The following is a 25,799-nucleotide window of genomic DNA, read 5'->3' as shown; positions in this document are numbered from 1 at the left end:
CGCCGGCCAGGAACGACGCCTGCCGCCGGTCACGGAACGACGTCGAGGACCCCGTTGTCGTCGCGGCGCCACCGGCGGCCGAGGGCGTCGGCGAAGCTGATCTCCACCCGCATCTCCGCCGACGGTAGGAGCTTGATCGAGCCGTCCTTGTTGATCCGCTCCGGCGCCGGTACGCCGGTGGTGGCCTCCTCGTCGAACCCGGCGACGATCTGCGGCTCGTCGGAGGGCGCGACCAGGTGCAGGCGACGGACGGCGGTCCACGCGGCGCCCTCGTCGCGGTACACGATCTCGACGTTGTAGATGGGCATCGGCGACGCGTTGCGGACGGCCGCGCCGACCACCCCGCGCTCGATCGTCTTCTGGAACGTCTCACGCTCGCTGATCGGCCAGGCGGCCACCAGGGTCGCCTGCTGGCGCTCCCGCGCCTCCCGGCGCGCGTCGTCGGCCCGGGCGGCCGCGGCGGACGCGGTCAGGAACGCGCCGTACGACCAGCGCGCCGCGAGCGCCGCGAGGGTGAGCGCGCCGGCCGACACCACCACGAGAGCCCACGAGGGGACATCACCCCAATTCACGGGGCAAAACTAGCAAAAGGGTGCGAAAAGGCGGGCGAGTTTGCCCGACGGACACGCGGCCGGAGTACGGCGTCCGACAGGCACGCGGCCGGAGTACGGCGTCTGACGGAGACGCGGCCGGAGTACGGCGTCCGACAGGCACGCGGCCGGGGGGCGACACCTACCCGACGCGCGGCCGGAGTACGCAGAACTCGTTGCCCTCGGGGTCGGCCAGCACCACCCACGGCACCTCGTCGCCCTGCCCGATGTCGACCCGGCGGGCGCCCATGTCGACCAGGCGCTCCACCTCGGCCTCCTGGTCGTCGGGCGTGAGGTCGAGGTGGAGCCGGTTCTTGCCGCACTTGGGTTCCGCGATGCGGCCGAACAGCAGCCGCGGATACGTGTCCTCGGCGAGCCCGATCACGACCTCGTCGAGGTCCTCGGAGAGCAGGTGGTAGTCGAGCACCTCCGCCCACCACCGACCGAGACGCGCCGGGTCGACCGCGTCGACGACGACCTCGCTCCACCGGCTGCTCATCGGAAACCCCCTTGCCGGGTCGATCCCACGGACGATGGATCACCCTACGCCCGTGGGATCGACCGGGGTCACCGGCTGTCGGATCCTTCCGACGCCACCGCGGCCCGGCCCGCCTCCAGCCGGGCCACCGGTACCCGGAACGGCGAGCAGGAGACGTAGTCCAGGCCGGCGTCGTGGAAGAAGTGCACCGAGTCCGGGTCGCCGCCGTGCTCGCCGCAGACCCCGAGCTGGAGGTCGGGACGGGCGGCCCGACCCTCCCGGACGGCGAGCTGCACCAGCCGGCCGACGCCGTCGCGGTCGATCGACTCGAACGGCGAGACGCCGAAGATACCCAGCTCCAGGTACCGCGAGAAGAACGCCGCCTCGACGTCGTCCCGGGAGAAGCCCCAGGTCATCTGGGTCAGGTCGTTGGTGCCGAACGAGAAGAACTCGGCGGCCTGCGCGATCTGGCCTGCGTTCAGCGCCGCCCGCGGCAGCTCGATCATGGTGCCGATCAGCGCGGGTACGTCGACACCGGTCTTCTCGGCAACGTCACGCAGTACCCGCTCGGCCTCCGCGCGTACGGTCTCCAGCTCCTGCACGGCGCCGACCAGCGGAACCATGATCTCCGGCCGGGGGTCGCAGCCCTCGGCGCGGCACTGCGCCGCGGCCTCGGCGATCGCGCGGATCTGCATCTCGAACAGTCCCGGGATGACCAGGCCGAGGCGTACGCCGCGCAGGCCCAGCATCGGGTTCTGCTCGTGCATGCGGCGCACGGCGACCAGCATCACGCCGTCCTTACCGGGGTCCTTGTGCAGCGCTTCGGCCACCGCCACCTTCGCGGCCAGGTCCTCCAGGCCGGGCAGGAACTCGTGCAGCGGCGGGTCGATCAGGCGCACCACCACCGGCTGCCCGTCCATCGCCCGGAAGATTTCCAGGAAGTCCGCGCGCTGCAACGGCAGCAGCGCGTCGAGCGCCGCCTGCCGCTGCTCGTCGGTCTCGGCGAGGATCAGCCGCTCGACCAGTTCCCGCCGGTCGCCGAGGAACATGTGCTCGGTGCGGCACAGGCCGATACCTTCGGCGCCGAAGCGGCGGGCCCGCGCGGCGTCCTCCCCGGTGTCGGCGTTGGTCCACACGCCCAGCCGGCGTACCGAGTCGGCGTGGGTGATGAGCCGGTGCACGGCCGTCACGAGGGGGTCCGCGTCGGGGGCCAGCTTGCCCTCGAAGTACTGCACGACCGGCGACGGCTGTACCGGCACCTCGCCGAGGTAGATCTTGCCGCTGGTGCCGTCGATCGAAATGAGGTCGCCCTCGGACACCGTCTGGCCGCCGACGGTGAACTTCCGCCCCTCGATGTCCACGTCGAGCGCCTCGGCGCCGCACACGCAGGTCTTACCCATGCCCCGGGCCACCACCGCGGCGTGCGAGGTCTTGCCGCCCCGGCTGGTCAGGACCCCCTGGGCGGCGATCATGCCCGGCAGGTCGTCCGGGTTGGTCTCCCGGCGGACCAGGACGACCTTCTCCCCCTTTTCTCCCAGCTCGGCGGCGCGGTGCGAGTCGAAGACGGCCTTGCCGACGGCGGCGCCGGGCGACGCGGCGACGCCCTTGGCGACCGGCCTGTGGTCGCCGTCGGTGTCGAACGTGGGGAACATCAGCTGCGCGAGCTGGGTGCCGTTGACCCGCTTGAGCGCCTCGTCGAGATCGATGACGCCCTCGTCGATCAGCTGAGTGGCGATGACGAACGCGGCGGCGGCGGTCCGCTTGCCGACGCGGGTCTGCAGCATCCAGAGCTTGCCGCGCTCGATGGTGAACTCGATGTCGCACAGGTCCTTGTAGTGGCCCTCGAGCGTGGCCATGATCTGCATGAGCTGGTCGAAGCTCGCCTTGTCGAGCTGTTCGAGCTGCTGCAGCGGGATCGTGTTGCGGATGCCGGCGACGACGTCCTCGCCCTGGGCGTTGGCCAGGTAGTCGCCGTAGACGCCCGGCTCGCCGGTTGCCGGGTCGCGGGTGAACGCGACGCCCGTACCGGAGTCGGCGCCCAGGTTGCCGAAGACCATCGCGACCACGTTGACCGCGGTGCCGAGGTCCGCCGGGATGCGCTCCTGGCGTCGGTACAGCACGGCGCGGTCGGCGTTCCACGAGTGGAACACCGCCCGGACGGCGAGGTCGAGCTGCTCGCGCGGGTCCTGCGGGAAGTCGCGCCCGGTGTGCTGGGAGAAGATCTTCTTGTACTCGTCGACCAGTGCCCGCAGGTCGGCGGCGTCCAGGTCGAGGTCGCTGTGGGTGTTCTTGGCGCGCTTGGCGGCCTCGAGCGCGCCCTCGAACGCCTCCCCCGGCACCTCGCACACGGTCTTGCCGAACATCTGGATCAGGCGACGGTAGGAGTCCCAGGCGAAGCGCTCACCGGCTCCGCCGGCCGACGGGTCCGTGCCGCCGGCCTGTTTTGCCAGGCCATTGACGCTGGCGTCGGTGAGGCCGACGTTGAGGACGGTCTCCATCATGCCGGGCATCGAGAACTTCGCGCCCGAACGGACCGACACCAGCAGCGGGTCCTCGCTGTCACCCAGGCGCTTGCCCATGGTGTCTTCCAGCGCCCGCAGATGCTCGGTGATCTCGTCGGCCAGGCCGTCGGGCTCGGTACCCCGCTCGAGGTAGACCTTGCACGCCTCGGTCGTGATGGTGAAGCCCGGCGGCACCGGCAGGCCGAGATTGGTCATCTCGGCGAGGTTGGCACCCTTGCCACCGAGTAGATCCTTGAGGTCCTTGTTGCCTTCCGCGAAGTCGTACACGTACTTCACGGCCCGCTCCTGCTGCGCCACGATTACCTCCCGGGACCCACCGTCGTTCAGGGATATCCGCGGTGCTACTACCCAGTAGGGCGCATACCGGAACGGATAGAGCCCGTTGTGTGGCGTCAGGCTAGTGGCCGGCCAACGGCCTTAGGGAGGCTTCAGTGACTCTTCACATACCGCCGAACCAGCAATAGTCCAAATGCGTTTCCGGGAACGCTCCCACGCGCATGAACGTGCATTAAATGGGGGCGGCCGACCGTTTCGGCCGACCACTGTGATCCCCGTTTCGCCGTCGGTTTCCGCACTGATTCGGCACTGATTCGGCTGCCGATTTCCGCCGTGTGGTGCGCCGGGCCGGCCCGGCGGGGTGACCCGCACGCCGGTCGGCCGGTTCTCGTCAGCTGACGGGTCGTCAGCGGCTCTCGTCAGCCGCCGGAGTCGGCGAGTTCCGCGCCCTCGGGAACACCGTCGGCGTCCGGGCCGTCCAGCCACCCGTCCGGCAGCGCCACCCGGCCCGGCGAGTTGGTACGTCCCCGCGGCTGGCCCAGGGTCTCTACCGGGTACGGCACGGCCGGGTCCAGTTTGCCCAGCAGGTCGTCCAACTCGACCAGGCTGTTGATCATGGCGAGCCGGCGGCGCAGCTCACTGCCGACCGGGAAGCCCTTCAGGTACCACGCGACGTGCTTGCGGAAGTCGGCACAGCCGTGTCGCTCATCCCCCAGCCACTCCACCAGCAGCTCGGCGTGGCGGCGCATCGTCGCGGCGACCTCGCCGAGGGTCGGCAGTACCCGCTCGGGGCGGCCGTCGAAGGCGGCGGCGAGGTCGGCGAACAGCCACGGCCGGCCCAGGCAGCCGCGCCCGACCACCACCCCATCGGCGCCGGTCGTGGCGACCATCCGCAGCGCGTCATCGGCCTCCCAGATGTCGCCGTTGCCGAGCACCGGGACGTCCAGGTGAGCCTTGAGGTCCGCGATCGACTCCCAGTCGGCGGTGCCCGAGTACCGCTGCGCGGCGGTCCGCCCGTGCAGCGCCACCCAGGCCACCCCGGCGTCCTGCGCGATCTCGCCCGCCCGCCGGTACGTCAGGTGGTCGTCGTCGATGCCCGTGCGCATCTTCACGGTCACCGGCACGTGCTCTGCCGCCTCGACCGCACCCCTGACGATCCGCTCGAAGAGGCGGTGCCGCCACGGCAGCGCCGAGCCGCCGCCCTTGCGGGTGACCTTGGGCACCGGGCAGCCGAAGTTCAGGTCGACATGGTCGGCGAGGTTCTCCTCGACCACCATGCGCACCGCCCGGGCCACGATCTCCGGGTCGATGCCGTACAACTGGAGGCTGCGCGGGCGCTCGTCCGGGGAGAACGCGAGCATCCGCATCGTCTTGGGGTTGCGCTCGACCAGCGCCCGGGTGGTGACCATCTCGCACACGTACAGGCCCGCCCCGTACTCGCGGCACAGGCGGCGGAACGCGACGTTGGTGATGCCGGCCATCGGGGCCAGCACGACGGGTGGCCCCACCTCGTAGGGGCCCAGGCGCAGGGATTTCACGTCGTCCAGCCTCACATGATCATCGGAGTTCGCGGAGCAGCGCGGTGACGTTCGACGGACAGCAGCCGAGGGGGTACGCCTGATCGCAGGTCGACCACTGCCCATGACCCGGCGTGCGAGATGGCACGCGGATCGCGATCACCGGAGCCGGACGGGACGATGCGGGTCGACGGCGGCCCGGACGCCGAGATCTTGGACACCGAGGAGGGCTGTGGCCCCCACACGTGTCCAAGATCTCGGCTGGCGGGCGCGGCTCAGCAGCCGGGCAGGCGGTCGGCCAGGTACCGCTCGACGTTGTCCAGCGACACCCGCTCCTGAGCCATCGTGTCCCGGTCCCGCACGGTCACCGCGTTGTCCTCGAGCGTGTCGAAGTCCACCGTCACGCAGAACGGGGTGCCGATCTCGTCCTGGCGGCGGTAGCGGCGGCCGATCGCCTGCGAGTCGTCGAACTCGACGACCCAGCGCTTACGCAGGTCGGCGGCGAGGCCCTTGGCCTTCGGCGACAGCTCCGGGTTGCGCGACAGCGGCAGCACCGCGACCTTGACCGGCGCGAGCCGCGGGTCGAACCGCATGACCGTCCGCTTGTCCACGCCGCCCTTGGTGTTGGGCGCGGTGTCCTCGTCGTACGCCTCGAGCAGGAACGCGAGCACCGCCCGGGTGAGGCCGGCGGCCGGCTCGATCACGTACGGGAACCAGCGCTCGCCCTTCTCCTGATCGAAGTAGGACAGGTCGACGCCGGAGTGCGTGGAGTGCGTACGCAGGTCGAAGTCGGTGCGGTTGGCCACGCCCTCCAACTCCGAGAACTCGGTGCCGCCGAAGCGGAACCGGTACTCGATGTCGACGGTGCGCTTCGAGTAGTGCGAGAGCTTCTCCTGCGGGTGCTCGTAGAAGCGCAGGTTGTCCTCGGACAGGCCGAGGTCGCGGTACCAGTTCCAGCGCTCGGTCAGCCAGTACTCGTGCCACTTCTCGTCGGTGCCGGGCTCGACGAAGTACTCCATCTCCATCTGCTCGAACTCGCGGGTCCGGAAGATGAAGTTGCCCGGGGTGATCTCGTTGCGGAAGCTCTTGCCCACCTGGGCGATGCCGAACGGCGGCTTCTTTCGGGCCGAGGTCTCCACGTTCTTGTAGTTGACGAAGATGCCCTGGGCGGTCTCCGGCCGCAGGTAGTGCAGGCCTTCCTCGCTCTCCACCGGGCCCAGGTAGGTCTTCATCAGGCCGTTGAACATCCGCGGCTCGGTGAAGGTGCCCTTGTTGCCGCAGTTCGGGCAGTTGATCTCGCCGAGGCCGTCCGGCTGCCGGCCGTGCTTGGAGGCGAACGCCTCCTCCAGGTGGTCGGCGCGGAAGCGCTTGTGGCAGGACTGGCACTCGGTCAGCGGGTCGACGAACTCGCTCACGTGGCCCGAGGCCTCCCAGACCGGGCGGGCGAGGATGACGGCGGAGTCCAGGCCGACGATGTCGTCGCGCTGCTGCACCATCGCCTTCCACCACTGACGGCGGACGTTGTCCTTGAGCTCGACGCCGAGCGGACCGTAGTCCCAGGCGGAGCGGGTGCCACCGTAGATCTCGCTCGACGGGTAGACGAAACCGCGGCGCTTGGCGAGGCTGACGACGGATTCGATGCGGTCGGCGGCCATGGAATAGTCCTCCTACGAACGTCGGGTCTGACGTCCGGCTCGTCGTGCCGGTCGACCCGAGGTTCGCCGGCTGGCTGTCGGCGACCAGTCTGGCCCGCCGGGCGAAGCCCGCGAACCAGATTGATCGAAGACCAGTCTGGACTGGTCTGTGGCGGCCCGCATGAGCAGACCGACGGACCGGTCAAGCGTACGATCCCGCTCGCCGGCCAGCACCAACATTAACGCGCGTACCGCCCCGGACCTTCCCTGCCCCCGGAGCCGATCAGATGCCCCCGCAGATACGCAGTTCCTGGCTGCCGGACTCCTGCCGTAGCCGGTAGCGGTGCAGGCTCGAGGTGCCGTCTTGGTACCTGAGGTCCGCCGGTACGACGATCGTGTTGCCGACCTGGGGCTGGTGGACCACGTACGATGTCAGGCGCGGCCCGTCCTCCTGCCGGGCGGCGAACTCGGCCCTGCTGACCTGCCGTTTCATCGGCGAGCACAGGTGCGAGTACGCGGCGTCGTAGTCGGCCGCCTCGATCGCGTCGAGGTACCCGCTGACCTCCTCGGTCGCCTGGGTCTGCACCTGCCGGGTACCGCTGACCGCGAGCAGCCCGAAGCCGGCGAGCCCGCCGACGCAGCAGAGGACGAGGACGAGGGCGCCGAGGCCGAGGCCGATCCACAGCCCGCGCCGGTCCCGGTCGGTCGGCGGGGCGGCGAACGGCGGCGTGACCCCGGGACCGGGCGGCGGCTCGGGCGCACCGGCCGGGCCGGGCCAGCCGGGCACGCCGGACGGGCCGGCACCGGACGGTTCGGAGGTGCCGGACGGTTCGACCGGGTACCCGCCGGGTGTACTCATGGTCGTGATCGTAGTGCGGGCCCCTCGGCCCGGTCGCTGCCGGCGACGACCACCGGGCCGGCGGGCTCGGCGGCGGCGAGCACCTCGAACGCGGACGGCTCGTCGAGCGCCTCCGCCAGCAGCGGCGTGGCGTGCAGCTTCACCTCGTACGACGACAGCGCCCGCCGGTACGCCCCGACCGACTCCCAGCTGGTCACCAGGCACCACGTGTCGGGCTCGTCGACGGCCCGCGCGAGCCGGCCGCTGACGTACCCGGGGCGCGCGGCGAGGGCGGCCAGCGCGGTGTGGGCTCGTTCCACGAACGGATCGGGCTCGCTCACCACGAACCGGGTCACCACCAGCACAGCCGCCTCCACGCGGAAACCACCGGGAACGAATCGCCGGGGAAGCGGAAACGTATCGCCGGGAAAGTAAGGTACGACGTCGAGAATACGGAGGTGCGATTGTGCCGACGCGGGGCACACAGGTCCTACTCGCGCGCCTGCGCCAGCTCAACCCGACGACGGTCTTCCTGGTCGCCGCGGCGCTGGTCATCGGCGGGCTGCTCGCACCACGCCCGTTCGGCGGCGCCCTGCTGCTGGTCATGGCCGCGGCGCTGGCCGCCCTGTTGACGCTCACCTGGGGGTACGGCACGTCCCGCACCCGGGTCGCCCGGGTGGTGATCCTCGCCCTCCTGGTGGCGCTCGCGGTCGTCCGCCTGGTCTGACCCGTCCCCTCCCGTGACCGCGACTCGCCTCTCCCGCCACCGGGACCGATGCGTCTTTGACAATGATTGTCATTAGCCGTCAGAGTAGGGAACATGATTCGTTCTCGCACGGCGCTGCTCGCCGTGGTCGCGGCGTCCGCCTGCCTGCTCACCGCGTGCGGCACCGGCGCCGGGGCGGACACCGGTGACCGGATGCGGGTGGTGGCCGCCTTCTACCCGCTGCAGTACGTGACCGAGCAGGTCGGCGGGGACCGTGTCGCGGTGACGAACCTGGTCAAGCCGGGTGCCGAGCCGCACGACCTGGAGCTGCAGCCGTCCCAGATGGCCAGGCTCGCCACGGCCGACCTCGTGGTGTACCTGCGGGGCTTCCAGCCGAGCGTGGACTCCGCCGTCGACCAGGAGGCCCGCGGCAAGGCGATCGACACCAGCACCGTTCAGCCGCTCCAGCAGGCGGCCCCCGGTGTGGAGGACAGCGGCGGGAAGGACCCGCACATCTGGCTCGACCCGACCCGGCTGGCCGCCGTCGCCGACGCGGTCGCCGACCGGCTGGCCGCGCGCGACTCCGGACACGCCGCCGACATCCGCGCCCGGGCGGCGAAACTGCGCGGCGAACTCGAGGCGCTCGACAAGGAGTACGCGGCCGGGCTCGCGAACTGCCAGCGACACGAGATCGTGACCAGCCACGCCGCCTTCGGCTACCTGGCCGCCCGCTACCGGCTCACCCAGATCCCGATCACCGGGCTCAACCCCGAGGAGGAGCCGACCCCACAGCACCTCGCCGACGTGGCGGCGCAGGCCCGGAAGTACAAGGCGACCACCATCTTCTTCGAGAGCCTGGTCAGCCCCAAGATCGCCGAGACCCTCGCCAAGGAGGTCGGCGCCAAGGCCGAGGTCCTCGACCCGATCGAGGGCATCGAGCCGGGCTCCTCGGACACCTACCTGTCGGTGATGCGCGCCAACCTCGCCACCCTCCGCACCGCGCTGGGCTGCTCATGAGCGGGTCCGTACCGGTGAACGCCGCCGGCGGAACGGAGCCCGTCGTCGCCACCGACGGGGTCGTGGTCGGCTACGACGGGCGGCCGATCCTGCACGACGTGACCCTGCGGGTGGCGGCCGGCGAGGTCGTCGCGATCCTGGGCGCCAACGGATCCGGCAAGTCGACGCTGGTCAAGGCCACCCTCGGCCTGCTGACGCCACGCCACGGCGAGGTGCGGCTGTTCGGTACCCCGCTGCGGCGGTTCCGCCAGTGGCAGCGCATCGGGTACGTACCGCAGCGGCTGGACGCCGGTGGCGGGGTGCCCGCCACGGTACGCGAGGTCGTCGCCTCGGGCCGGCTGGCCCGGCGCGGCTTCCTGCGCCCCCGCGGGGCCGCCGACCGCGCGGCGGTGGCGGCGGCACTGGCCGACGTGGGCCTGTCCGACCGCGCCGCCGATCCGGTGGGCACCCTCTCCGGTGGTCAACAGCAGCGGGTACTCATCGCGCGCGCCCTGGCCGGTGCGCCCGACCTGCTCGTCCTCGACGAGCCGACGGCCGGCGTCGACGCCGCCAGCCAGGAGGCGTTCGCGGCGGCCCTGGGACGGTTCGTCGACCGCGGCGGCACCGTCCTGCTGGTCGCGCACGAACTGGGCCCGCTGGCCCCGCTCATCAGCCGCGCCGTGGTCGTCCACCACGGCCGGATCGTCCATGACGGAGCGGTACCGGAGCCGGCCGGCCACCATGCCGGCCCCGACCACGACCACGTCCATCCACACGCGCCGGTCGACCGGCCCGGCATCTGGAGCGCCCCGTGAGCGGCGTACGAGAACAGCGCTCCGCGCGCGGCGTTGACAAGGAACACGGGTGAACCTCTTCGCGTACGACTACATGATCCGCGCCCTCGTCGGCGCGACGATCATCGGCCTGGCCGCCCCGGCCATCGGCATCTACCTGGTACAGCGCCGACTGTCGCTGATCGGCGACGGGCTCGGCCACGTCGCGCTCACCGGCGTCGGTCTGGGCCTGCTGACCCACAACTCCCCCACGCTCACCGCCGTGGTGGTCGCCGCCCTTGGTGCCGTCGCGGTCGAACTGGTCCGCGAACGCGGCAAGGCGTCCGGCGACGTGGCCCTGGCGATCCTGTTCTACGGCGGTATCTCCGGCGGCGTCGTCCTGGTGAACCTCTCCTCGGGGCAGAGCAGCCGAAGCCTCACGTCGTACCTGTTCGGCTCGCCGTTGACGACGTCACCCGGCGACCTCGCCGTGATGGGCGTCCTCGGCGCGGCCACCCTTGCCGTCGCCCTGCTGCTGCGCCCCTGGCTGTTCGCCACCTGCCACGACGAGGAGTACGCCCGGGTGGCCGGCCTGCCCATCCGGCTGCTGAACGTGGTTCTGGCGGTCACCACCGCGGTGACCGTGACGGCGGCGATGCGCGCGGTCGGACTGCTGCTGGTGAGTGCGCTGATGGTGGTACCGGTGGCGACCGCTCAGCAGGTCACCCGTGGCTTCCACGCGACCATGTACCTCGCCATGGCGTTCGGGGCCGGAGCGGCCGTCGCCGGCATGGGAGTCTCGGCACAGCTCGACACCGCCTCCGGGGCGACGGTCGTCCTGCTGGCCATCGTGGCCTTCGTCGTGGTGACCGCCGGTGCCGGTGCCGTCCGCCGGAGACGGTCACGGCGGACGGCACCGGTGCCGGAACCGCAGCCGCAGGCCGGCTCCGAGCCGCACGAGGTTCTGCTGGACCGCTGATACCGTGGCCCACGTGACAACGGACGGATACGAGGCCGCGGGAGAACTGCTGCGCGCGCTCGCCGCACCGCTGCGCATCGGGATCGTCACCGAACTGGCCGCCGGCCCCCGATGCGTCCACGAACTCGTCGACACCCTCGGTGCGCCGCAGCCGCTGGTCTCCCAACACCTGCGGGTGCTGCGGGGCGCCGGGATCGTACGCGGTTCGCGCCGGGGGCGCGAGATCGCGTACTCGTTGACCGACGAGCACGTGGCTCACATCGTCGCCGACGCGGTGAGCCACAGCCGGGAGGTCCGGTGAACGCGAAGCCACAGCCGGGAGACCAGATGAACGCGCGACCACGGCCGGACAGCCCGGCGGCCGGGCCGGCACGCCACACCCGCCAGCGCGGCGCGGTCAGCGCGCTGCTGGCCGAGGTCGAGGGGTTCCACAGCGCCCAGGAACTGCACGCGATGCTGCGCTCCCGGGGTGAGGCCGTGGGGCTGACGACGGTGTACCGGACGCTGGTCGCGCTGGCCGACGCGGGCGAGATCGACGTGATGCAGACGCCGGCCGGCGAGAACCGGTACCGGCGGTGCAGCGACGGCCACCATCACCACCTGGTGTGCCGCTCCTGCGGGCAGACCGTCGAGGTGCTCGGCCCGGCGGTGGAGAGCTGGGCGGAGAAGGTGGCCGCCCGGCACGGGTACGCCGACGTCAGCCACACCCTGGAGATCTTCGGTACCTGCCCGGAGTGCCGGCGCTGACGCCCCTCTCCGCGATCAGGGGAAACCTCGACGTGGGAAACCTCGACTACAGCCGGCGGCGCACATCGGTCGCCGTGGACGGGCCGGGCGTCCAGCGCGCCACCCAGTCACCGGCGGCCGGCGGCGGCACGATGCCCGACTCCAGCCGGGCGTACCGGCCGGCGACGATCCGCTTGGCCGCCGCCACGTCCACGTCGTCGGTGTTGTCCCACAGGTCGGTGAAGAGCCGCTCCACCCGGGCCTGGGCCTGCCGGCAGAACAGGTCGGCCAGCTCGACCTCCTCGACGCGCCCCGACGCGTTGGCCTTCACGCAGGCCGCGGACATCGCGTACAGCTCGGCGCCGACGTCCACGATGCGCCCGAGGAACGCCTGCTTGCGCTCCATCTTTCCCTGCCAGCGCGCCATCGCGTAGAACGTCTCGCGGGCCAGCTTGCGCGACGCGCGTTCCACGGCCCGCAGGTGCCGGGCCAGCGGCCCGAACTCGGCGTACCCGGCCGGCGCCTGCCCCCTGCCGACGACCAGCGTGGGCAGCCACTTCGCGTAGAAACCGCCGGCCCGGGCGGCCGCCCTGGCCTTGCGGCCCAGCGCCGCCTCCGGGTCGATGATGTCGCCGGCGACCGACAGGTGGGCGTCGACCGCCTCCCGCGCGATGAACAGGTGCATGATCTCGGTCGAGCCCTCGAAGATCCGGTTGATCCGCAGGTCGCGCAGCAGTTGCTCGGTCGGGATCGGGCGCTCGCCGCGGGCGGCGAGCGAGTCGGCCGTCTCGTACCCGCGCCCGCCCCGGATCTGGATCAGCTCGTCGGCGACCTGCCAGGCCAGCTCGCTGGCGTACAGCTTGGCCAGCGCCGCCTCGATGCGGATGTCGTTGCGGTCGTCGTCGGCCAGCCGGCAGGACAGCTCCAGCATCGCCTCCATGCCGTACGCGGAGCCGGCGATGAACGCGAGCTTCTTGGCGACCGCCTCGTGCCGGGCCACCGGCAGGCCCCACTGCACCCGCTCGGCCGCCCACTCCCGGGCCACCCCGAGGCACCACTTCGCCGCGCCGACGCACATCGCCGGCAGTGACAGCCGGCCGGTGTTCAGCGTGGTCAGCGCGATCTTCAGGCCCCGGCCCTCGCCGCCGATGACGTTGGCCGCCGGTACCCGTACGTCGTGGAACCGGGTGACGCTGTTCTCCAGACCGCGCAGTCCCATGAAGGCGTTGCGGTACTCGACGGTGATGCCGGGGGAGTCACCCTCCACCACGAACGCCGTGATGCCGCCACGGTGCCCGTCCGAGGGAGGTACCTGGGCCATCACCACCAGCAGGGTGGCCAGGGTGCCGTTGGTGGCCCACAGCTTCACCCCGTTGAGCAGGTAGTCGCCCTCGGGCGTGATGGTCGCCGTGGTGGACAGCCGGGCCGGGTCGGAGCCGACGTCGGGCTCGGTGAGCAGGAACGCCGACACCTCGCCGGCCGCCAGCCGGGGCAGGAACCGCTGCTTCTGCTCGTCGGTGCCGAACAGCTTGAGCGGCTGCGGCACGCCGATGGACTGGTGGGCCGACAGCAGCGCGCCGATCGCCGGGCTGACCGAGCCGACCAGCATCAGGGCCCGGCAGTAGTCCCAGTTCGACAGGCCCAGGCCGCCGTACTTCTGATCGATCTTCATCCCGAAGGCGCCGAGCTCGGCCAGGCCGGCCAGCGCGTCGTCGGGGATCCGCGCGTCGCGTTCGATCTGCGCACCGTCGACCTTGCCGGTGACGAACTCCTCGAGCCGGGCGATAAACGCCTCCGACTCGCCGGACCCGGCCTCCGGCCGCGGCGGTGGGTTGATCAGATCCAGCGGGAACCGGCCGAGGAACAGCTGCTTGCCGAAGCTCGGCTTGCGCCACTCCTTCTCCCGGGCAGCCTCGGCGACCTGCCTGGCCTGCCGCTCGGAAACCTGGGTCTGGCCGCCGTCGGGCGCGTTCGCCGCCGGCTGGCTGCGGGTCGTCGTCATGGCCACCCCCTTGCGGGTACGGGAGCCTTGCGCGTCTGGTATCAGGCTACTAGCCGGTAGTACCCATCGGTAAGTCCGCGCGACCGATGATCTCGGGCAACCGGACGCTCAGCCCGCCGCACCGACCCGGCCACGCACCGCCGCCGCGACCGCCTCCGGCGCCTGGTCGACCACCCAGTGGCTGAGCCCGGGCAGCTCGACGAAGTCGTACTCCCCGGTCACCTCGCGCGCGCAGCGCCGCGCGGCGACCCGGCCGATCGCCACGTCACCGTCGCTCCACAGGTACGTCGTGGGCACGCCCACCGCCGGCAGCCCGGACCGGTCGAACAGGCGCAGCGCCCGGTACCAGTTCAGCGCGGCGGTCAGCGCGCCCGGCGCCAGCAGCGGCGCGACATACCGGTCGACCCCGGCGGCGTCCAGCCCGGAACCGGCGAAGATCGCCCGCAGCCGCCGGGCGCCGTCGGCCAGCAGCACCTCCTCGGCCCGGCCGGCGCGCCGGAAGAACAGGATGTACCGCGACCGGCGTAGCTGGTCGAGGCTGGTGAGCAGGGCCCGGCCGAGGGCCCGCGGGTGCGGCACCGACAGCGCGGTCAGCGTGGCCACCCGCTCGGGGAACCGGGCGGCCAGGCCCCAGCCGACGGCGGCGCCCCAGTCGTGGCCGACGACGTGGGCGCGGTCCACGCCGAACGCGTCCAGGATCGCGACCGCGTCGGCCACGCACTCGCCCAGCGCGTACGCGGCGACGTCCGGCGGGCGCGCGCCCGGCGAGTACCCGCGCTGGTCGGGCGCGATCGTGCGCAGGCCGGCGGCGTGCAGCCCCGGCGACATCGCGCGCCACATCTGTCCGTTCTGCGGGAACCCGTGCAGCAGCAGGACCGGGGTGCCGCCGGCCGGGCCGCCGACGGTCACCTCGAACGCCAGTCCCCGGGCGGCGACCTGCACGCCCGCCGCCTACGACTCGTACTGTTCGTTCGGCGCGGCCACCGGCGCGAGGTCGATCACCTCGAGGTACGGGATGGTCTCGCCGTTGACGGCGTCCTTGACCGTCTTCGCGGTGTACCGGCCGGTCACCTCGATCCAACTGTCGGCCTTGAGGCCGGCGGGTACCTCGCCGGTCAGCGCCACCTTGACCGGGCGGGCGTCGGCGGCGCAGCAGCTGAGCACCATGCGCGCCAGGTACGGACCACCCTCGCCACCGGTGACGACGAAGCCGGTGAGGCGGACCGTCCGGTCGCCGATCGACCGGCCGCCGTCGAACACCGCCCGGCTGGCGTAGTCCAGCACGCTGATCTTCACCGGGTCACCCGCGGGCAGCGGCGGGAAGTCCGAGACCTGTTGCAGCGCGGTGCCGTTGCGGCTCGCCGCGTACGAGCCGAGGGCCGGCGGCGAGACCAGCAGCAGGGCGAACACCGGCAGGATCAGCAGCCACGCCACCCACGGACCGTGCGCGTGCGAGTGCCCGTCGTCGCCCTGGGGGTGCCCCTCGTGGTCGTGCGCGGCCCGACCGCCGCGGAACTCGTACCACAGTGTCATGACCGCCGCGACGACGAGCAGCGCGCCGGCGGCGATCAGGAACGGGCGCAGCCCCTGCTTGACGTAGCGCAGGTACAGGTCGGTGAGGCTGCTGCGCAGTACGGCGCCGCCGACCAGGAGCAGCACCACGGCCTGGGCCTGACGGTTCACAGCAGGACCACCCCCACGAGGACGGACACCACGATCGCGAGTACGAACGTCGCCGGCGCGAACCGGGTGGCGAACCGGCGGCCGAACATGCCCGCCTGCATCGCGAACAGCTTCAGGTCGATCATCGGCCCGACCACCAGGAACGCCAGCTTCGCCGTGGTCGAGAACTCGCGCAGCGACGCCGCGACGAACGCGTCCGCCTCCGAGCAGATCGACAGCACCACGGCGAGCACCGCCAGGGTGAGCACCCCGAGCACGGGGTTGTCGCCGAGCGTACGCATCCACTGCTGCGGCACGAGCACGTTGATCGTGGCGGCGGCCATCGCGCCGAGCACCAGGTAGCCACCGGCGTGCATGACGTCGTGGCGGGCCGCCGCCCAGAACGCGGCCGGCTTGCCCATGCCGTCGAGTTCCGGCCGGTGCGGCAGCCTGATCCACTCCGTGCGGCCCAGCCGCAGCCACAGCCAGCCCATGGCGCAGGCGGTCAGCATGCTGGCCAGAGCCCGGGCGACGACCATACGGGGCTGGCCGGGGAACGCCACCGCCGTGGAGGCCAGCACGACCGGGTTGATCGCGGGCGAGGCGAGCAGGAACGCCAGCGCCGCCGCCGGGGTGACCCCGCGGCGTACCAGCGCGCCGGCGATCGGCACCGACCCGCACTCGCAGCCGGGCAGTACCATCCCGGCCGCGCTCGCCACCGGCACGGCGAGGGCCGGGTGCCGGGGCAGTGCCTTGGCGAAGAACGACGCCGGCACGAACACCGCGATCACCGCCGACAGCACCACGCCGAACACCAGGAACGGCATTGCCTGGGTCAACACCGACACGAAGATGGTGGTCCAGGTCTGCAGGCCCGGCGCGGACAGCGCGCGGCTGATCGGTGCCCGGAACACGACCACGAGGACCAGGACGGCGGCGAGCACCTCGACGGAGCTGACCCGGCGGGCCGGCCCGCGGCGTCCGGTACCGGCCGCCTCCGCGGCGCCGGTCGTCACGGTCTCCGCGGCGCCGGCCGCATCGACCTCCTTGACGCCGGCCGCATCGGCCTCCTTGACGCCGGCCGCATCGGCCTCCTTGACGCCGGCCGCATCGGCCTCCTTGACGCCGGCCGCATCGGCCTCTCCGGCGCCGGCCGGCGCGGTCGGCTCCCGCGCCTGCGTGCGGTCGGGCGCTGCCACTGGTTCGTTCCTTCCCGTCGCGGGGAGCGGACGCCGACAGCGTACCGCCCACCATCCGGCGCAGCAGGGCAATGACGGCAGGTCCACATACCTCGATGGGCCACCCGGGCCCTTACCGGAGATCGCGGCCACTGCTACTGTCGATGCCACAACTTCACATCCGACAGGGGAGCGCACAGCGCTGAGAGTGCGGCCACGCCGCAGACCCTCGAACCTGATCTGGGTAATGCCAGCGCAGGAAGTTCGGTCAGGCTCCGCGTAGCGCCATGTCCCGCCGACGGCGGGACATGGCGTGCGTCTTCTCCTGGTTCACCCTATTGAACTGGGAGGTTCCACATGAACAACCGATGGCGCACCGTCGACGTCGTCGTCGCCTCCGTCATCGCGGTCGCCTTCGGCGTCGTCTTCTGGGCCTGGGCGCTGCTCTACAACGGACCGGCGGAGGCGTTCCCGCTGCCCGGCCGGGCGCTGCTGTACGGCGTCTGGCTGGTCCCCGCCGTGCTCGGCGCGCTGGTCATCCGCAAGCCCGGCGCGGCCACCTACACCGAACTGGTCGCCGCGATCGTCTCGGCGCTGCTGGGCAACTCGTGGGGGTGGACGGTCATCCCGCAGGGGCTGCTCGAAGGTCTCGGCGCGGAGCTGGTCTTCCTCGCGCTGCTGTACCGGTCGTTCGGCCTGCTCACCGCGCTCGTCGCCGGTGCGGCGGCGGGGGTGGCCGCGACCGCCTTCGACGTGATCGTGTGGTACCCGGGCTACTCGTGGGCGACCTTCCGGCTGCCGTACATCGCGCTGGCCGCGGTCGGCTCGGCGGTCGTGGCCGGCGCCGGCGGCTGGGCGCTGACCCGGGCGCTCGCGCAGACCGGTGCGCTGGACCGGTTCCCCTCCGGACGGGAACGGGCCGCGATCTGAGCACTCTGGAACTCCGCGGCTTCGGCTGGCGGCACGCCGGCCGCAAGGCGTGGGCGATCCGCGGCGTCGACCTGCGCGTCGAGCACGGCGAGCGGGTACTGCTGCTCGGCCCGTCCGGGGCGGGCAAGAGCACCCTGCTCGCCGCGGCCGCCGGCCTGCTCGCGCACGACTCCGGCGAGCAGGAGGGCGAGGTACTCGTCGACGGCCGGGACGCCCGCGCGACCCGCGACCGGGTCGGCATCCTGTTCCAGGATCCGCAGACCCAGCTGGTCATGGCCCGCGCCGGCGACGACGTGGCGTTCGGCCTGGAGAACCGGGGCGTGCCGGCCGCCGGGATCTGGCCGAGGGTCGATGCGGCCCTCGGCCTGGTCGGGTTCCCGTACCCCCGCGACCGCCGCACCGACGCACTGTCCGGCGGCGAGCAGCAGCGACTGGCCCTCGCCGGGGTCCTGGCACCCGGCCCCGGACTGCTGCTGCTCGACGAGCCGACCGCCAACCTCGACCCGGCCGGCGCGGCGCAGGTCCGCGACGCCCTGCGGGCCGTCGAGCCGACGGTGGTCCTGGTCGAACACCGGGTCGCCGACGTCGTACCGCTCGTCGACCGGGTCGTCGTCCTGTCCCCCGGCGGCGGGGTGGCCGCCGACGGCGTGCCGGAGAAGGTCTTCGCCGAACACGGCGCCACGCTGGCCGCGCAGGGCGTGTGGGTACCCGGCGTGCGGCCGGCGCGGCGGCGGGCGGCCGGGTCCCCCGGCGCGGCGCTGCTGACCGCCGACCGGCTGGCGCTGCGCCACCCCGGCGCCGACCGGCCGGCACTGTCCGGCGTGGACATCGAGGTACGCGAGGGTGAGGTGCTGGCCGTCCGCGGCGCCAACGGCGCGGGCAAGTCGACCCTCGCGCTGCTGCTCGGCGGCCTGCTGCGGCCGACCGCCGGCCGGGTGACCGCGCGGGCCGAGCCGGCGGTGCCGCCGCACCGCTGGCGGGCCGCGACCCTGGCCCGCCGGATCGGTTCGGTGTTCCAGAACCCCGAGCACCAGTTCGTCACCAACCGGGTACGCGACGAGCTGGCCCTCGGCCCGCGGCGGGTGGGTCTGGACCCGGCGCCGGTCGTCGACGAGCTGCTGACCCGGCTGGGCCTGGACCGGCTCGCGGCGGCCAACCCGTACACCCTCTCCGGCGGCGAGCAGCGCCGGCTCAGCGTGGCGACGGCCCTGGCCACGGCTCCGGACGTGCTCATCCTCGACGAGCCGACGTTCGGCCAGGATCTGCGGACCTGGCGGGAGCTGGTGGACCTGCTGGCCCGCCTGCGCGACGAGGGGCGGGGCATCGTGACGGTCACCCACGACGAGGACCTGGTCGAAGCGCTGGCTGACCGCCACTTCCTCCTCTCCCATGATCACGGAAATTGCTCCGTGTCCCGGGACGGACGACGTTCCGTGATCACGGAAGGGAGGCCGGCGTGAGGCTGCTCGAACCGCTGGCCGCGCCCGGCGCGCCGCTGGCCCGGCGCAACCCGACCGCGAAGCTGGCCGCCAGCGCGCTGCTCACGTTCATCCTGCTGGCCTCGGTCGACCCGGTGACCCCGGCCGTCGCGATCGGGCTCGAACTCGCGGCGGTACCGCTGTTCGGCATCCGGTACCGGGCCCTGGCCCGCCGGGCCTGGCCGCTGCTGGCGAGCGCGCTGGTCGTCTTCGCGTTCACGCTCGCCTTCACCACCGAACGCGGTGGGGCGGCGCTGCTGGCGGTCGGGCCGCTCGACGTGACCACGGGCAGCCTCGCGGCGGCCCTCGGCCTGGCGCTGCGGATCTTCGCCGTCGCGCTGCCCGGTCTCGTCGTGTTCGCCACCACCGACCCGACCGACCTGGCCGACTCGCTCGTCCAGCAGGTACGCGTACCGCCCCGGTTCGCGATCGGCGCGCTGGCCGCGTTCCGGTTGCTGCCGCTGCTCGCCGGCGAGTGGGAGATGCTGACCCTCGCCCGGCGGGCCCGCGGCATCGACGCCGGCCGCAACCCGGTCGCCCGCGCCCGGCTGTTCGCCTCCACCATGTTCGCGCTGCTCGTGGGCGCGATCCGGCGCGGTACCCGGCTCGCGACCGCGATGGACGCGCGCGGGTTCGACGCGGGCACCACCCGGACGGTGGCCCGTCCGCAGCGGTTCACCGCGGCCGACGCCGCCCTGGTCGTGGGCGCGGTGGGGCTCGCGGCGGTCGCGATCGGCGCCAGCGTCGCCACCGGTACGTTCCGCCTCATCGGGTGAGGCGCGCCCCATCGGATGCGACGTGTCCCCGTCGGGCGCGGGTCGGCCCGCGTCACCTCATCGGGTGAGGCGGGGTCCGGGCCGCTCAAGGCCGCCGCTTCGCCGTCGATACCACCGGTGTTCCGACGAAGACACCCGGACCCCGGCACGCTGGCCGGCCCGATCCCTGCGAGGAGCGCGAGCACGCCGATGAACCGCCTGGACACGCCGCCGCCTCACTACGAGTCCCCCACGCACCGCGCCTACTGCGAGATCGTCGAGGCGCTGTCCGACATCCAGATCACGCTGACCCGCCACGAGTACCGCGAGTCCGTCGAGCGGGGGCTGAACGTCGACAACATCTACGACGAGTTCGCCCGGTGGCTGCACGAGCAGGTCGACTACCAGCTCAGCCAGGCCCGTCGCAACCGCCTCATCCTCGACGCCCTCGACCCGGACAACGGGCGCTGAGCCGACCCGGTCGCGGCGGTACCGTGTACCCCGTTCCGGGTAGCCCGATCGGGCCCGCCCCACCCGTCCGATGCATGCGTGCGCATACGTCGTCGGCTGTTCACACCGCACCCGCGCCGTTGCCACCTTCCGTTCGCCGACCTCCGCCAGATTCCGGCGTGAGTCGCGCGTGATCACGCGCTACGGCCGAACGGAGCAACAGCGATGGGACACAGCCACCCGCACCCCCACGACCACGACGTACCGGGTGAGGTTCCCCCGGTACTCGATATGTCCATCCCCGACAGCGACCTGTCCCCCGCCGAGGTGTCGCGGCGCGGCTTCCTGCGCCGGGCCGGTGTCCTGGGTGCCGGTGCGGCGGCGGCCGGCGCGTTCGGCGGGAGCGTGGCCGGCGCGCTCGGCGGAGCGCGGGCCGCGCACGCGCAGGGTAACGCCGGCGAGCGCGGTGACAGCCGCGGCGGTTACCTGTGGCTCGCCGGAGACCACCACATCCACACCCAGTACAGCTCGGACGCGCAGTACCGCGTCTCGGACCATGTACGGCAGGCGAGCGCGAACGGTCTGGACTGGATGGTCATCACCGACCACGGCAGCGACCAGCACGCCAAGATCGGCGTGGAGAAGGTCAACCCCGACATCCGCCGCGCCCGCGACGCGCATAAGGACATGCTCGTCTTCCAGGGTCTGGAGTGGAACATCCCGGCCGCCGAGCACGGCACCGTCTTCGTGCACCCCGGTAAGGACGAGGTCGCGGTGCTCAAGGAGTTCGAGAACTCCTTCGACGGGACGGTGAAGAAGGCGTCCGGTTCCACCCCGGCCAACGAGGCCCTCGCCATCGCCGGCGTCAACTTCCTCGCCGACGCCGTCAAGCGCAAGCGGGTACAGGACGCGCTGTTCCTGGCCAACCACCCGGCCCGCAAGGGCATCGACTCGCCGCACGAGATCCGGGGGTGGCGCGACGCCCAGCCGCGCATCGCCGTCGGCATGGAGGGCGCGCCCGGCCACCAGGCGGCCGGCATCAAGGCGCCGCTCGGCCCGGGCTCGGGACGCGGCTACTACGACAACAAGCCGGGCCCGGACTCGTTCCCCGGGTACCCGCTGGAAAGCTACGTGACCTGGGGCGGCTTCGACTGGATGACCGCCACCGTCGGCGGCCTGTGGGACAGCCTGCTCGCCGAGGGCAAGGCCTGGTGGATCACCGCGAACTCGGATTCGCACTCGGTCTACGGCGACACCGCCACCCGCGGTCCGGGCAGCGACTTCAACGCCAACGGCTACTACAACGACCCGGTGCACTCGGGCGCGGTCAACCTCGGCAACGGCGACTTCTGGCCGGGCTACTACAGCCGTACCCACGTCGGCGCGGTCAACCGCTCGTACGCGGCGGTGATGGACGGCATCCGGGCCGGGAGGATCTGGGTCGACCACGGCCGCCTCCTCGACGGCCTCGAGGTGTCGCTGCGCGCCGGCGGGGGGCCGGGCACACTGGGCAGCATGCTGCAGGCCAAGCGCGGCTCGGACGTGGAGCTGCGGATCCGGATCTGGCTGCCGCAGGAGGCGAACTGGGCGCAGTTCGTCCCGCAGCTGCGTCGCATCGACGTCATCATGGGCGAGGTCACCGGCCCGGTCGCCGACCGGGACACGTTCACCACGCAGCGTACCCGCGTGGTGAAGTCCTTCGAGGTGACCGCGAACGACAACGGGCGCGAGTTCGTGTTCCGGCTGCCGAAGGTGGACGGACCGAAGTACTTCCGGCTGCGCGGTACCGACGGCAACCGGAGTGCGGTCGGCCTGATGGGCGCCTCGGTCGACCCGGCCGGCCCGGCCGCCGACGTGCTCGGCGACGCCGACCCGTGGAAGGACCTGTGGTTCTACACCAACCCGCTCTGGGTGCTCACGCACTGATGGAGCTCACCGTCGCCGGCGACGCGGTCCGCGTCGCCGGCCTCGACCTGGGCCACGACTCCGTCGAGGCGGCCGAGCACTGGCTGCACGAACTCGTGCACCGGCTCGGCCACCCGGCCGGGCTCATCGCGTGCACCCACCTCGTGTACGAACCGCACCCGCACGTGGCGGTGTCGTTCGCCGCCCCCGTCCCCGGGTCGGGCGCCCCGCTCGGCACGTCCGGCGCGCAGGATCCGTGGCCGCCGGACGCGGTGGGCACCGCCGGGGCGCGGCGGGCGGCTGCCGAGCACACCGCCCGTACCGGCGGCCGGGCCGTCCATTACCCCGGGGTCGAGCTGCTCACCGGCAGCCTTCCCGTCGGCGAGGTGATCGGGCGCAGCGCCATCGAACGCGTCGTCATGCTCGGCGGCGTCGAGGCCGCGCCGGAAACGGTCCTGCACACGCTGGACTATGTCCGTCCGGTGTGGCGGGACGGACGGTTGACGCTGGTGACCCGGCCGGCGCCGGAAGGCACCCTGGCGCCGTTCGAGCTGCGCAACCCGACGCCCTGCTGCGCCGACCGCTGACCGCGCCCGCCTGTCATCACCGGCCCAGAAACGTCACAACGTCCCGGACGTTGTGGTCTCCGGGGATACCTGAGACCACAACGTGCCGGCCGTTGCGTCGATCGTGGCCGCCTCGGGTGCCACCGGGTTCGGGATCGCGCCGCCGAATCGGCGGTCGCGCTGCGCGTACAGCTCGCAGGCGTACCACAGGTGGCGCCGGTCGAAGTCGGGCCACAGGGTGTCCAGCGAGACGAACTCGGCGTACGCCGACTGCCAGATCAGGAAGTTGGAGATGCGCTGCTCGCCCGAGGAGCGCAGCAGCAGGTCCACGTCGGGCATGTCCGGCTCGTCCAGGTACCGCGCGAACGTCTTCTCAGTGATCTTGTCCGGCTTGATCCGGCCGGCCGCCACGTCGGCGGCCAGCTTCGCGGCCGCGTCGGCGATCTCGGCCCGGCCGCCGTAGTTGACGCACATCGTCAGCGTCAGCTTGTCGTTGTGCCGGGTGAGCCGCTCGGCCTCCTCCAACTCGGCGATGACGCTGCGCCACAGCCGCGGCCGCCGGCCCGCCCAGCGGACCCGTACGCCCATCTCGTTGAACGCGTCCCGGCGGTTGCGCAACGTCTCCCGCTTGAAGCCCATGAGGAAGCGCACCTCGTCCGGCGAGCGCTTCCAGTTCTCGGTGGAGAACGCGTAGATGCTCACGTGCCGGATGCCCAGTTCCAGCGCGCCCTGCACCACGTCGAACATCGCCGCCTCGCCCGCGGTGTGGCCGGCGGTACGGGGCAGCCCGCGCTGTTTCGCCCAGCGCCCGTTGCCGTCCATGATGATCGCCACGTGCTGCGGTACGGCCTCGGCCGGCAGCGCCGGCGGGCGCGCCCCGGACGCGTGCGGCGTGGGGGGACGGTAGGTGGGGCGGCGGATCACGCGCGGTCCTTTCCAATACGGTCAACGGTCCGGTCGGCCCGGTCGGTGCGGTCGACGGCCCGGTCCACGGTCCGGTCGACCAGCGGCAGCGAGCGTAGTCCGCGCTCCAGGTGCCACTGCAGATGCGCGGCGATCAGGCCGCTGGCCTCATTGCGCGGCCCCGCCTCGCTGGCGTCGGCGACCGCCCAGTCGCCCTCGGCGAGGGCCGCCATCAGGGCCAGCGTCGCCGGCGCCGGGCGGGCCGCGCCGGGCGGGCGGCAGTCCGGGCAGACACAGCCCCCCGCCGGTACGGAGAATGCCCGGTGCGCGCCCTTGGTGCCGCAGACCGCGCACTCGCGCAGCGCCGGTGCCCAGCCGGCGATCGCGGCGGCGCGCAGCAGGTACGCGTCGAGCACCAGCGACACCGTGTGCTCGCCGGCCGCCAGCGCCCGCAGCGCGCCGATGGTGAGCAGGAACAGCCGCAGCGACGGGTCGTGCTCGACCGGGGTGAGCCGTTCGGCGGTCTCGGTGATCGCGCTCGCCGCCGTGTAGCGGGGATAGTCGCCGAGGAACCGCTTGCCGTACAGGTCGACGCCTTCGACCTGGCTGACCACGTGCAGGTTACGTCCCTCGATCCACTGCACGTCGACGTGCCCGAACGGCTCCAGCCGGGCGCCGAAGCGCGACGTGGTACGCCGTACCCCCTTCGCCACCGCGCGGATCCGGCCGTACCGGCGGGTCAGCAGGGTGACGATCCGGTCGGACTCTCCCAGCTTCTGTACGCGCAGCACCACCGCGTCGTCGCGGGTGAGCTTGCCTCGGAAGCCGGTCACCGGCCTATTCTGCCCTACCGACCGGGAAACCCAGCGATCTTGTCCGGCTCAGAAGCCCAGCTTACGGAGCTGTTTCGGGTCGCGCTGCCAGTCCTTGGCCACCCGGACGTGCAGGTCCAGGTACACCCGGGTGCCCAGCAGTTCCTCGATCTCCCGGCGGGCCCGGCTGCCGACGGCCTTGAGCCGACTGCCGCCCGCGCCGATCACGATGGCCTTCTGGCTCGGGCGCTCCACGTAGATGTCGGCGTACACCTTGGTGACCCGGTCTTCCGGGATCACCTCCTCGACGAGTACCGCGATCGAGTGCGGCAGTTCCTCCCGGACGCCCTCCAGCGCCGCCTCGCGGATCATCTCCGCCATCAGCACGTGCTCGGGCTCGTCGGTGATCATGTGGTCGGGGTAGAGCTGCGGTGACTCCGGCAGGTACCGCGCCATCACGTCGGTGAGGGTGTCGACCTGCTCACCGGAGACCGCGCTGACCGGTACGATCTCGGCGAATTCGCCCAGCTCCCCCACCTGCGCCAGCCGTTTCGCCAGCTTGCCGCGGTCGACCAGGTCGATCTTGGTGACGACGGCGATCACGTCCGCCTTGAGCGAGGCGATCTCCCCCGCGATGAACCGGTCGCCGCGCCCGATCTCCTCGTCGGCCGGCAGGCACAGGCCGATCACGTCGACCTCGCTCCAGGTCTCCCGGACGAGGTCGTTGAGGCGCTCGCCGAGCAGCGTGCGCGGCCGGTGCAACCCCGGCGTGTCGACCAGGACGAGCTGGGAGTCCGGGCGGTGCACCACACCCCGGATGACGTGCCGCGTGGTCTGCGGCCGGTTCGAGGTGATCGCGATCTTCTGGCCGACCAATGCGTTGGTCAACGTGGACTTGCCGGCGTTCGGCCGCCCCACGAAACAGGCGAAGCCCGCCCGGTACCCGCTGTCCGTCCGGTACTCGCTCACTCTCGCGCCTTTCACTCGCAACCGTCGCGTATACGAGGCTACGGTCCACGCGGGACGTCGCTGCGGGCGGCCACCTGCCAGCACCCGGCGCGGGTCCGCGCGGGTGCCCACCGGCGCCGGAGAGCCCGGCCGCGGCCAGAGAACCCGACCGCGG

General features: G+C 72.3%; 25 protein-coding genes, 1 pseudogene and 1 riboswitch. Of the genes and pseudogenes, 12 read left to right on the top strand and 14 right to left on the bottom strand.

Translation table 11 applies throughout. The annotated features are described in order from the left end of the window. Positions 1-29: 29 nt before the first annotated feature. The 7 genes from ACNTMW_RS22445 to ACNTMW_RS22415 all read right to left on the bottom strand — a co-directional run bounded on the left by ACNTMW_RS22445 (position 30) and on the right by ACNTMW_RS22415 (position 8,220). Positions 30-572, bottom strand: coding sequence for a hypothetical protein (locus ACNTMW_RS22445; protein ID WP_426635701.1), 543 nt, complete (start codon positions 570-572; stop codon positions 30-32). A gap of 160 nt (positions 573-732) precedes the next feature. Beyond that, positions 733-1,089 carry a VOC family protein gene (locus tag ACNTMW_RS22440; RefSeq protein ID WP_426635700.1) on the bottom strand — a complete coding sequence of 119 codons (357 nt, stop codon included), beginning with the start codon at positions 1,087-1,089 and terminating at the stop codon, positions 733-735. Between the two features lie 68 nt (positions 1,090-1,157). Then, positions 1,158-3,890 (bottom strand): pyruvate, phosphate dikinase, encoded by a 2,733-nt coding sequence (gene ppdK, locus ACNTMW_RS22435; protein WP_426635732.1) that lies wholly within the window; start codon positions 3,888-3,890, stop codon positions 1,158-1,160. 395 nt (positions 3,891-4,285) lie between these two features. Then, positions 4,286-5,419, bottom strand: a complete 1,134-nt coding sequence (dusB, locus tag ACNTMW_RS22430) for a tRNA dihydrouridine synthase DusB (protein WP_426635699.1) — start codon at positions 5,417-5,419, stop codon at positions 4,286-4,288. A gap of 239 nt (positions 5,420-5,658) precedes the next feature. Next, a complete protein-coding gene (locus tag ACNTMW_RS22425) occupies positions 5,659-7,038 on the bottom strand; it encodes a glycine--tRNA ligase (protein ID WP_426635697.1) in 1,380 nt (459 codons plus the stop codon). Positions 7,039-7,300: 262 nt separating this feature from the next. Next, positions 7,301-7,876 (bottom strand): Rv0361 family membrane protein, encoded by a 576-nt coding sequence (locus tag ACNTMW_RS22420; protein WP_426635696.1) that lies wholly within the window; start codon positions 7,874-7,876, stop codon positions 7,301-7,303. After that, on the bottom strand, positions 7,873-8,220 hold the full coding sequence (locus ACNTMW_RS22415; RefSeq protein WP_426635731.1) for an antibiotic biosynthesis monooxygenase family protein: 348 nt from the start codon (positions 8,218-8,220) through the stop codon (positions 7,873-7,875). Before ACNTMW_RS22415 ends, ACNTMW_RS22420 begins: the two co-directional genes overlap by 4 nt. 32 nt (positions 8,221-8,252) lie before the next feature. Between ACNTMW_RS22415 and ACNTMW_RS22410 the strand changes: the two genes are divergently transcribed. From ACNTMW_RS22410 to ACNTMW_RS22385, 6 genes are all read left to right on the top strand, one after another. Then, on the top strand, positions 8,253-8,582 hold the full coding sequence (locus ACNTMW_RS22410; protein ID WP_426635730.1) for a DUF6703 family protein: 330 nt from the start codon (positions 8,253-8,255) through the stop codon (positions 8,580-8,582). Between the two features lie 96 nt (positions 8,583-8,678). Next, a complete protein-coding gene (locus tag ACNTMW_RS22405) occupies positions 8,679-9,578 on the top strand; it encodes a metal ABC transporter substrate-binding protein (protein WP_426635729.1) in 900 nt (299 codons plus the stop codon). Further along, positions 9,575-10,372 (top strand): metal ABC transporter ATP-binding protein, encoded by a 798-nt coding sequence (locus ACNTMW_RS22400; protein ID WP_426635695.1) that lies wholly within the window; start codon positions 9,575-9,577, stop codon positions 10,370-10,372. The genes ACNTMW_RS22405 and ACNTMW_RS22400 overlap by 4 nt, the downstream gene beginning before the upstream one ends. 49 nt (positions 10,373-10,421) lie before the next feature. After that, a complete protein-coding gene (locus tag ACNTMW_RS22395) occupies positions 10,422-11,309 on the top strand; it encodes a metal ABC transporter permease (RefSeq protein WP_426635693.1) in 888 nt (295 codons plus the stop codon). Between the two features lie 13 nt (positions 11,310-11,322). Continuing rightward, positions 11,323-11,610: an ArsR/SmtB family transcription factor gene (locus tag ACNTMW_RS22390; protein WP_426635692.1), complete on the top strand. Its 288-nt coding sequence runs from the start codon at positions 11,323-11,325 to the stop codon at positions 11,608-11,610. A 26-nt stretch (positions 11,611-11,636) separates the two neighbouring features. Continuing rightward, positions 11,637-12,056 (top strand): Fur family transcriptional regulator, encoded by a 420-nt coding sequence (locus ACNTMW_RS22385; protein ID WP_426635691.1) that lies wholly within the window; start codon positions 11,637-11,639, stop codon positions 12,054-12,056. Between the two features lie 46 nt (positions 12,057-12,102). Here the strand turns inward: ACNTMW_RS22385 and ACNTMW_RS22380 are convergent, their stop codons facing one another. The 4 genes from ACNTMW_RS22380 to ACNTMW_RS22365 form a co-directional block, all read right to left on the bottom strand. Continuing rightward, positions 12,103-14,037 carry an acyl-CoA dehydrogenase family protein gene (locus tag ACNTMW_RS22380; protein WP_426635690.1) on the bottom strand — a complete coding sequence of 645 codons (1,935 nt, stop codon included), beginning with the start codon at positions 14,035-14,037 and terminating at the stop codon, positions 12,103-12,105. A gap of 108 nt (positions 14,038-14,145) precedes the next feature. After that, positions 14,146-14,979, bottom strand: a complete 834-nt coding sequence (locus tag ACNTMW_RS22375) for an alpha/beta fold hydrolase (RefSeq protein WP_426635689.1) — start codon at positions 14,977-14,979, stop codon at positions 14,146-14,148. 9 nt (positions 14,980-14,988) lie between these two features. Beyond that, entirely contained in the window at positions 14,989-15,720 is a 732-nt protein-coding gene (locus ACNTMW_RS22370) for a TIGR03943 family putative permease subunit (protein ID WP_426635688.1), read from the bottom strand. Further along, the gene (locus ACNTMW_RS22365) at positions 15,717-16,715 is read right to left on the bottom strand and encodes a permease (protein ID WP_426635728.1); all 999 of its coding nucleotides are present in this window, start codon (positions 16,713-16,715) and stop codon (positions 15,717-15,719) included. The genes ACNTMW_RS22370 and ACNTMW_RS22365 overlap by 4 nt, the downstream gene beginning before the upstream one ends. Positions 16,716-17,053: 338 nt before the next feature. Then, a riboswitch (TPP riboswitch) is annotated at positions 17,054-17,157 on the top strand. 77 nt (positions 17,158-17,234) lie between these two features. Between ACNTMW_RS22365 and ACNTMW_RS22360 the strand changes: the two genes are divergently transcribed. From ACNTMW_RS22360 to ACNTMW_RS22335, 6 genes are all read left to right on the top strand, one after another. Further along, complete coding sequence (locus tag ACNTMW_RS22360) at positions 17,235-17,807, top strand: ECF transporter S component (protein WP_426635687.1); 573 nt, start codon at positions 17,235-17,237, stop codon at positions 17,805-17,807. Then, a complete protein-coding gene (locus tag ACNTMW_RS22355; protein ID WP_426635727.1) occupies positions 17,804-19,267 on the top strand; it encodes an ABC transporter ATP-binding protein in 1,464 nt (487 codons plus the stop codon). Before ACNTMW_RS22360 ends, ACNTMW_RS22355 begins: the two co-directional genes overlap by 4 nt. Beyond that, on the top strand, positions 19,264-20,061 hold the full coding sequence (locus tag ACNTMW_RS22350; protein WP_426635685.1) for an energy-coupling factor transporter transmembrane component T family protein: 798 nt from the start codon (positions 19,264-19,266) through the stop codon (positions 20,059-20,061). The genes ACNTMW_RS22355 and ACNTMW_RS22350 overlap by 4 nt, the downstream gene beginning before the upstream one ends. A gap of 189 nt (positions 20,062-20,250) precedes the next feature. Next, positions 20,251-20,511, top strand: a complete 261-nt coding sequence (locus tag ACNTMW_RS22345; protein WP_426635684.1) for a hypothetical protein — start codon at positions 20,251-20,253, stop codon at positions 20,509-20,511. A 204-nt stretch (positions 20,512-20,715) separates the two neighbouring features. Further along, positions 20,716-22,416, top strand: a complete 1,701-nt coding sequence (locus tag ACNTMW_RS22340; RefSeq protein WP_426635683.1) for a PHP domain-containing protein — start codon at positions 20,716-20,718, stop codon at positions 22,414-22,416. Then, on the top strand, positions 22,416-22,982 hold the full coding sequence (locus tag ACNTMW_RS22335) for a hypothetical protein (protein WP_426635682.1): 567 nt from the start codon (positions 22,416-22,418) through the stop codon (positions 22,980-22,982). The genes ACNTMW_RS22340 and ACNTMW_RS22335 overlap by 1 nt, the downstream gene beginning before the upstream one ends. 114 nt (positions 22,983-23,096) lie before the next feature. On the opposite strand, the pseudogene ACNTMW_RS22330 reads toward ACNTMW_RS22335, so the two are convergent. The 3 genes and pseudogenes from ACNTMW_RS22330 to era all read right to left on the bottom strand — a co-directional run. Next, a pseudogene (locus ACNTMW_RS22330) lies at positions 23,097-23,882 on the bottom strand (isoprenyl transferase); the annotation flags it as partial. Continuing rightward, entirely contained in the window at positions 23,882-24,697 is an 816-nt protein-coding gene (gene recO / locus ACNTMW_RS22325; protein WP_426635681.1) for a DNA repair protein RecO, read from the bottom strand. The pseudogene ACNTMW_RS22330 and the gene recO, both read right to left, overlap by 1 nt. A gap of 48 nt (positions 24,698-24,745) precedes the next feature. Then, entirely contained in the window at positions 24,746-25,645 is a 900-nt protein-coding gene (gene era / locus ACNTMW_RS22320; protein WP_426635679.1) for a GTPase Era, read from the bottom strand. Between the last annotated feature and the right edge of the window lie 154 nt (positions 25,646-25,799).

The organism is Planosporangium spinosum (assembly GCF_049999945.1).
Taxonomy (GTDB): domain Bacteria; phylum Actinomycetota; class Actinomycetes; order Mycobacteriales; family Micromonosporaceae; genus Planosporangium; species Planosporangium spinosum.
Note: the sequence above shows the minus strand (reverse complement) of the source record. Positions and strands in the feature narration are given on the sequence as shown.

What these genes read in the sequence shown, in the direction of transcription:
- ACNTMW_RS22440 (WP_426635700.1), bottom strand. Translation starts at nt 1,089, where the DNA reads ATGAGCAGCCGGTGGAGCGAGGTCGTCGTCGACGCGGTCGACCCGGCG.
- ACNTMW_RS22425 (WP_426635697.1), bottom strand. Translation starts at nt 7,038, where the DNA reads ATGGCCGCCGACCGCATCGAATCCGTCGTCAGCCTCGCCAAGCGCCGC.
- ACNTMW_RS22420 (WP_426635696.1), bottom strand. Translation starts at nt 7,876, where the DNA reads ATGAGTACACCCGGCGGGTACCCGGTCGAACCGTCCGGCACCTCCGAA.
- ACNTMW_RS22400 (WP_426635695.1), top strand. Translation starts at nt 9,575, where the DNA reads ATGAGCGGGTCCGTACCGGTGAACGCCGCCGGCGGAACGGAGCCCGTC.
- ACNTMW_RS22385 (WP_426635691.1), top strand. Translation starts at nt 11,637, where the DNA reads ATGAACGCGCGACCACGGCCGGACAGCCCGGCGGCCGGGCCGGCACGC.
- ACNTMW_RS22380 (WP_426635690.1), bottom strand. Translation starts at nt 14,037, where the DNA reads ATGACGACGACCCGCAGCCAGCCGGCGGCGAACGCGCCCGACGGCGGC.
- ACNTMW_RS22360 (WP_426635687.1), top strand. Translation starts at nt 17,235, where the DNA reads ATGAACAACCGATGGCGCACCGTCGACGTCGTCGTCGCCTCCGTCATC.
- ACNTMW_RS22345 (WP_426635684.1), top strand. Translation starts at nt 20,251, where the DNA reads ATGAACCGCCTGGACACGCCGCCGCCTCACTACGAGTCCCCCACGCAC.
- ACNTMW_RS22340 (WP_426635683.1), top strand. Translation starts at nt 20,716, where the DNA reads ATGGGACACAGCCACCCGCACCCCCACGACCACGACGTACCGGGTGAG.
- ACNTMW_RS22335 (WP_426635682.1), top strand. Translation starts at nt 22,416, where the DNA reads ATGGAGCTCACCGTCGCCGGCGACGCGGTCCGCGTCGCCGGCCTCGAC.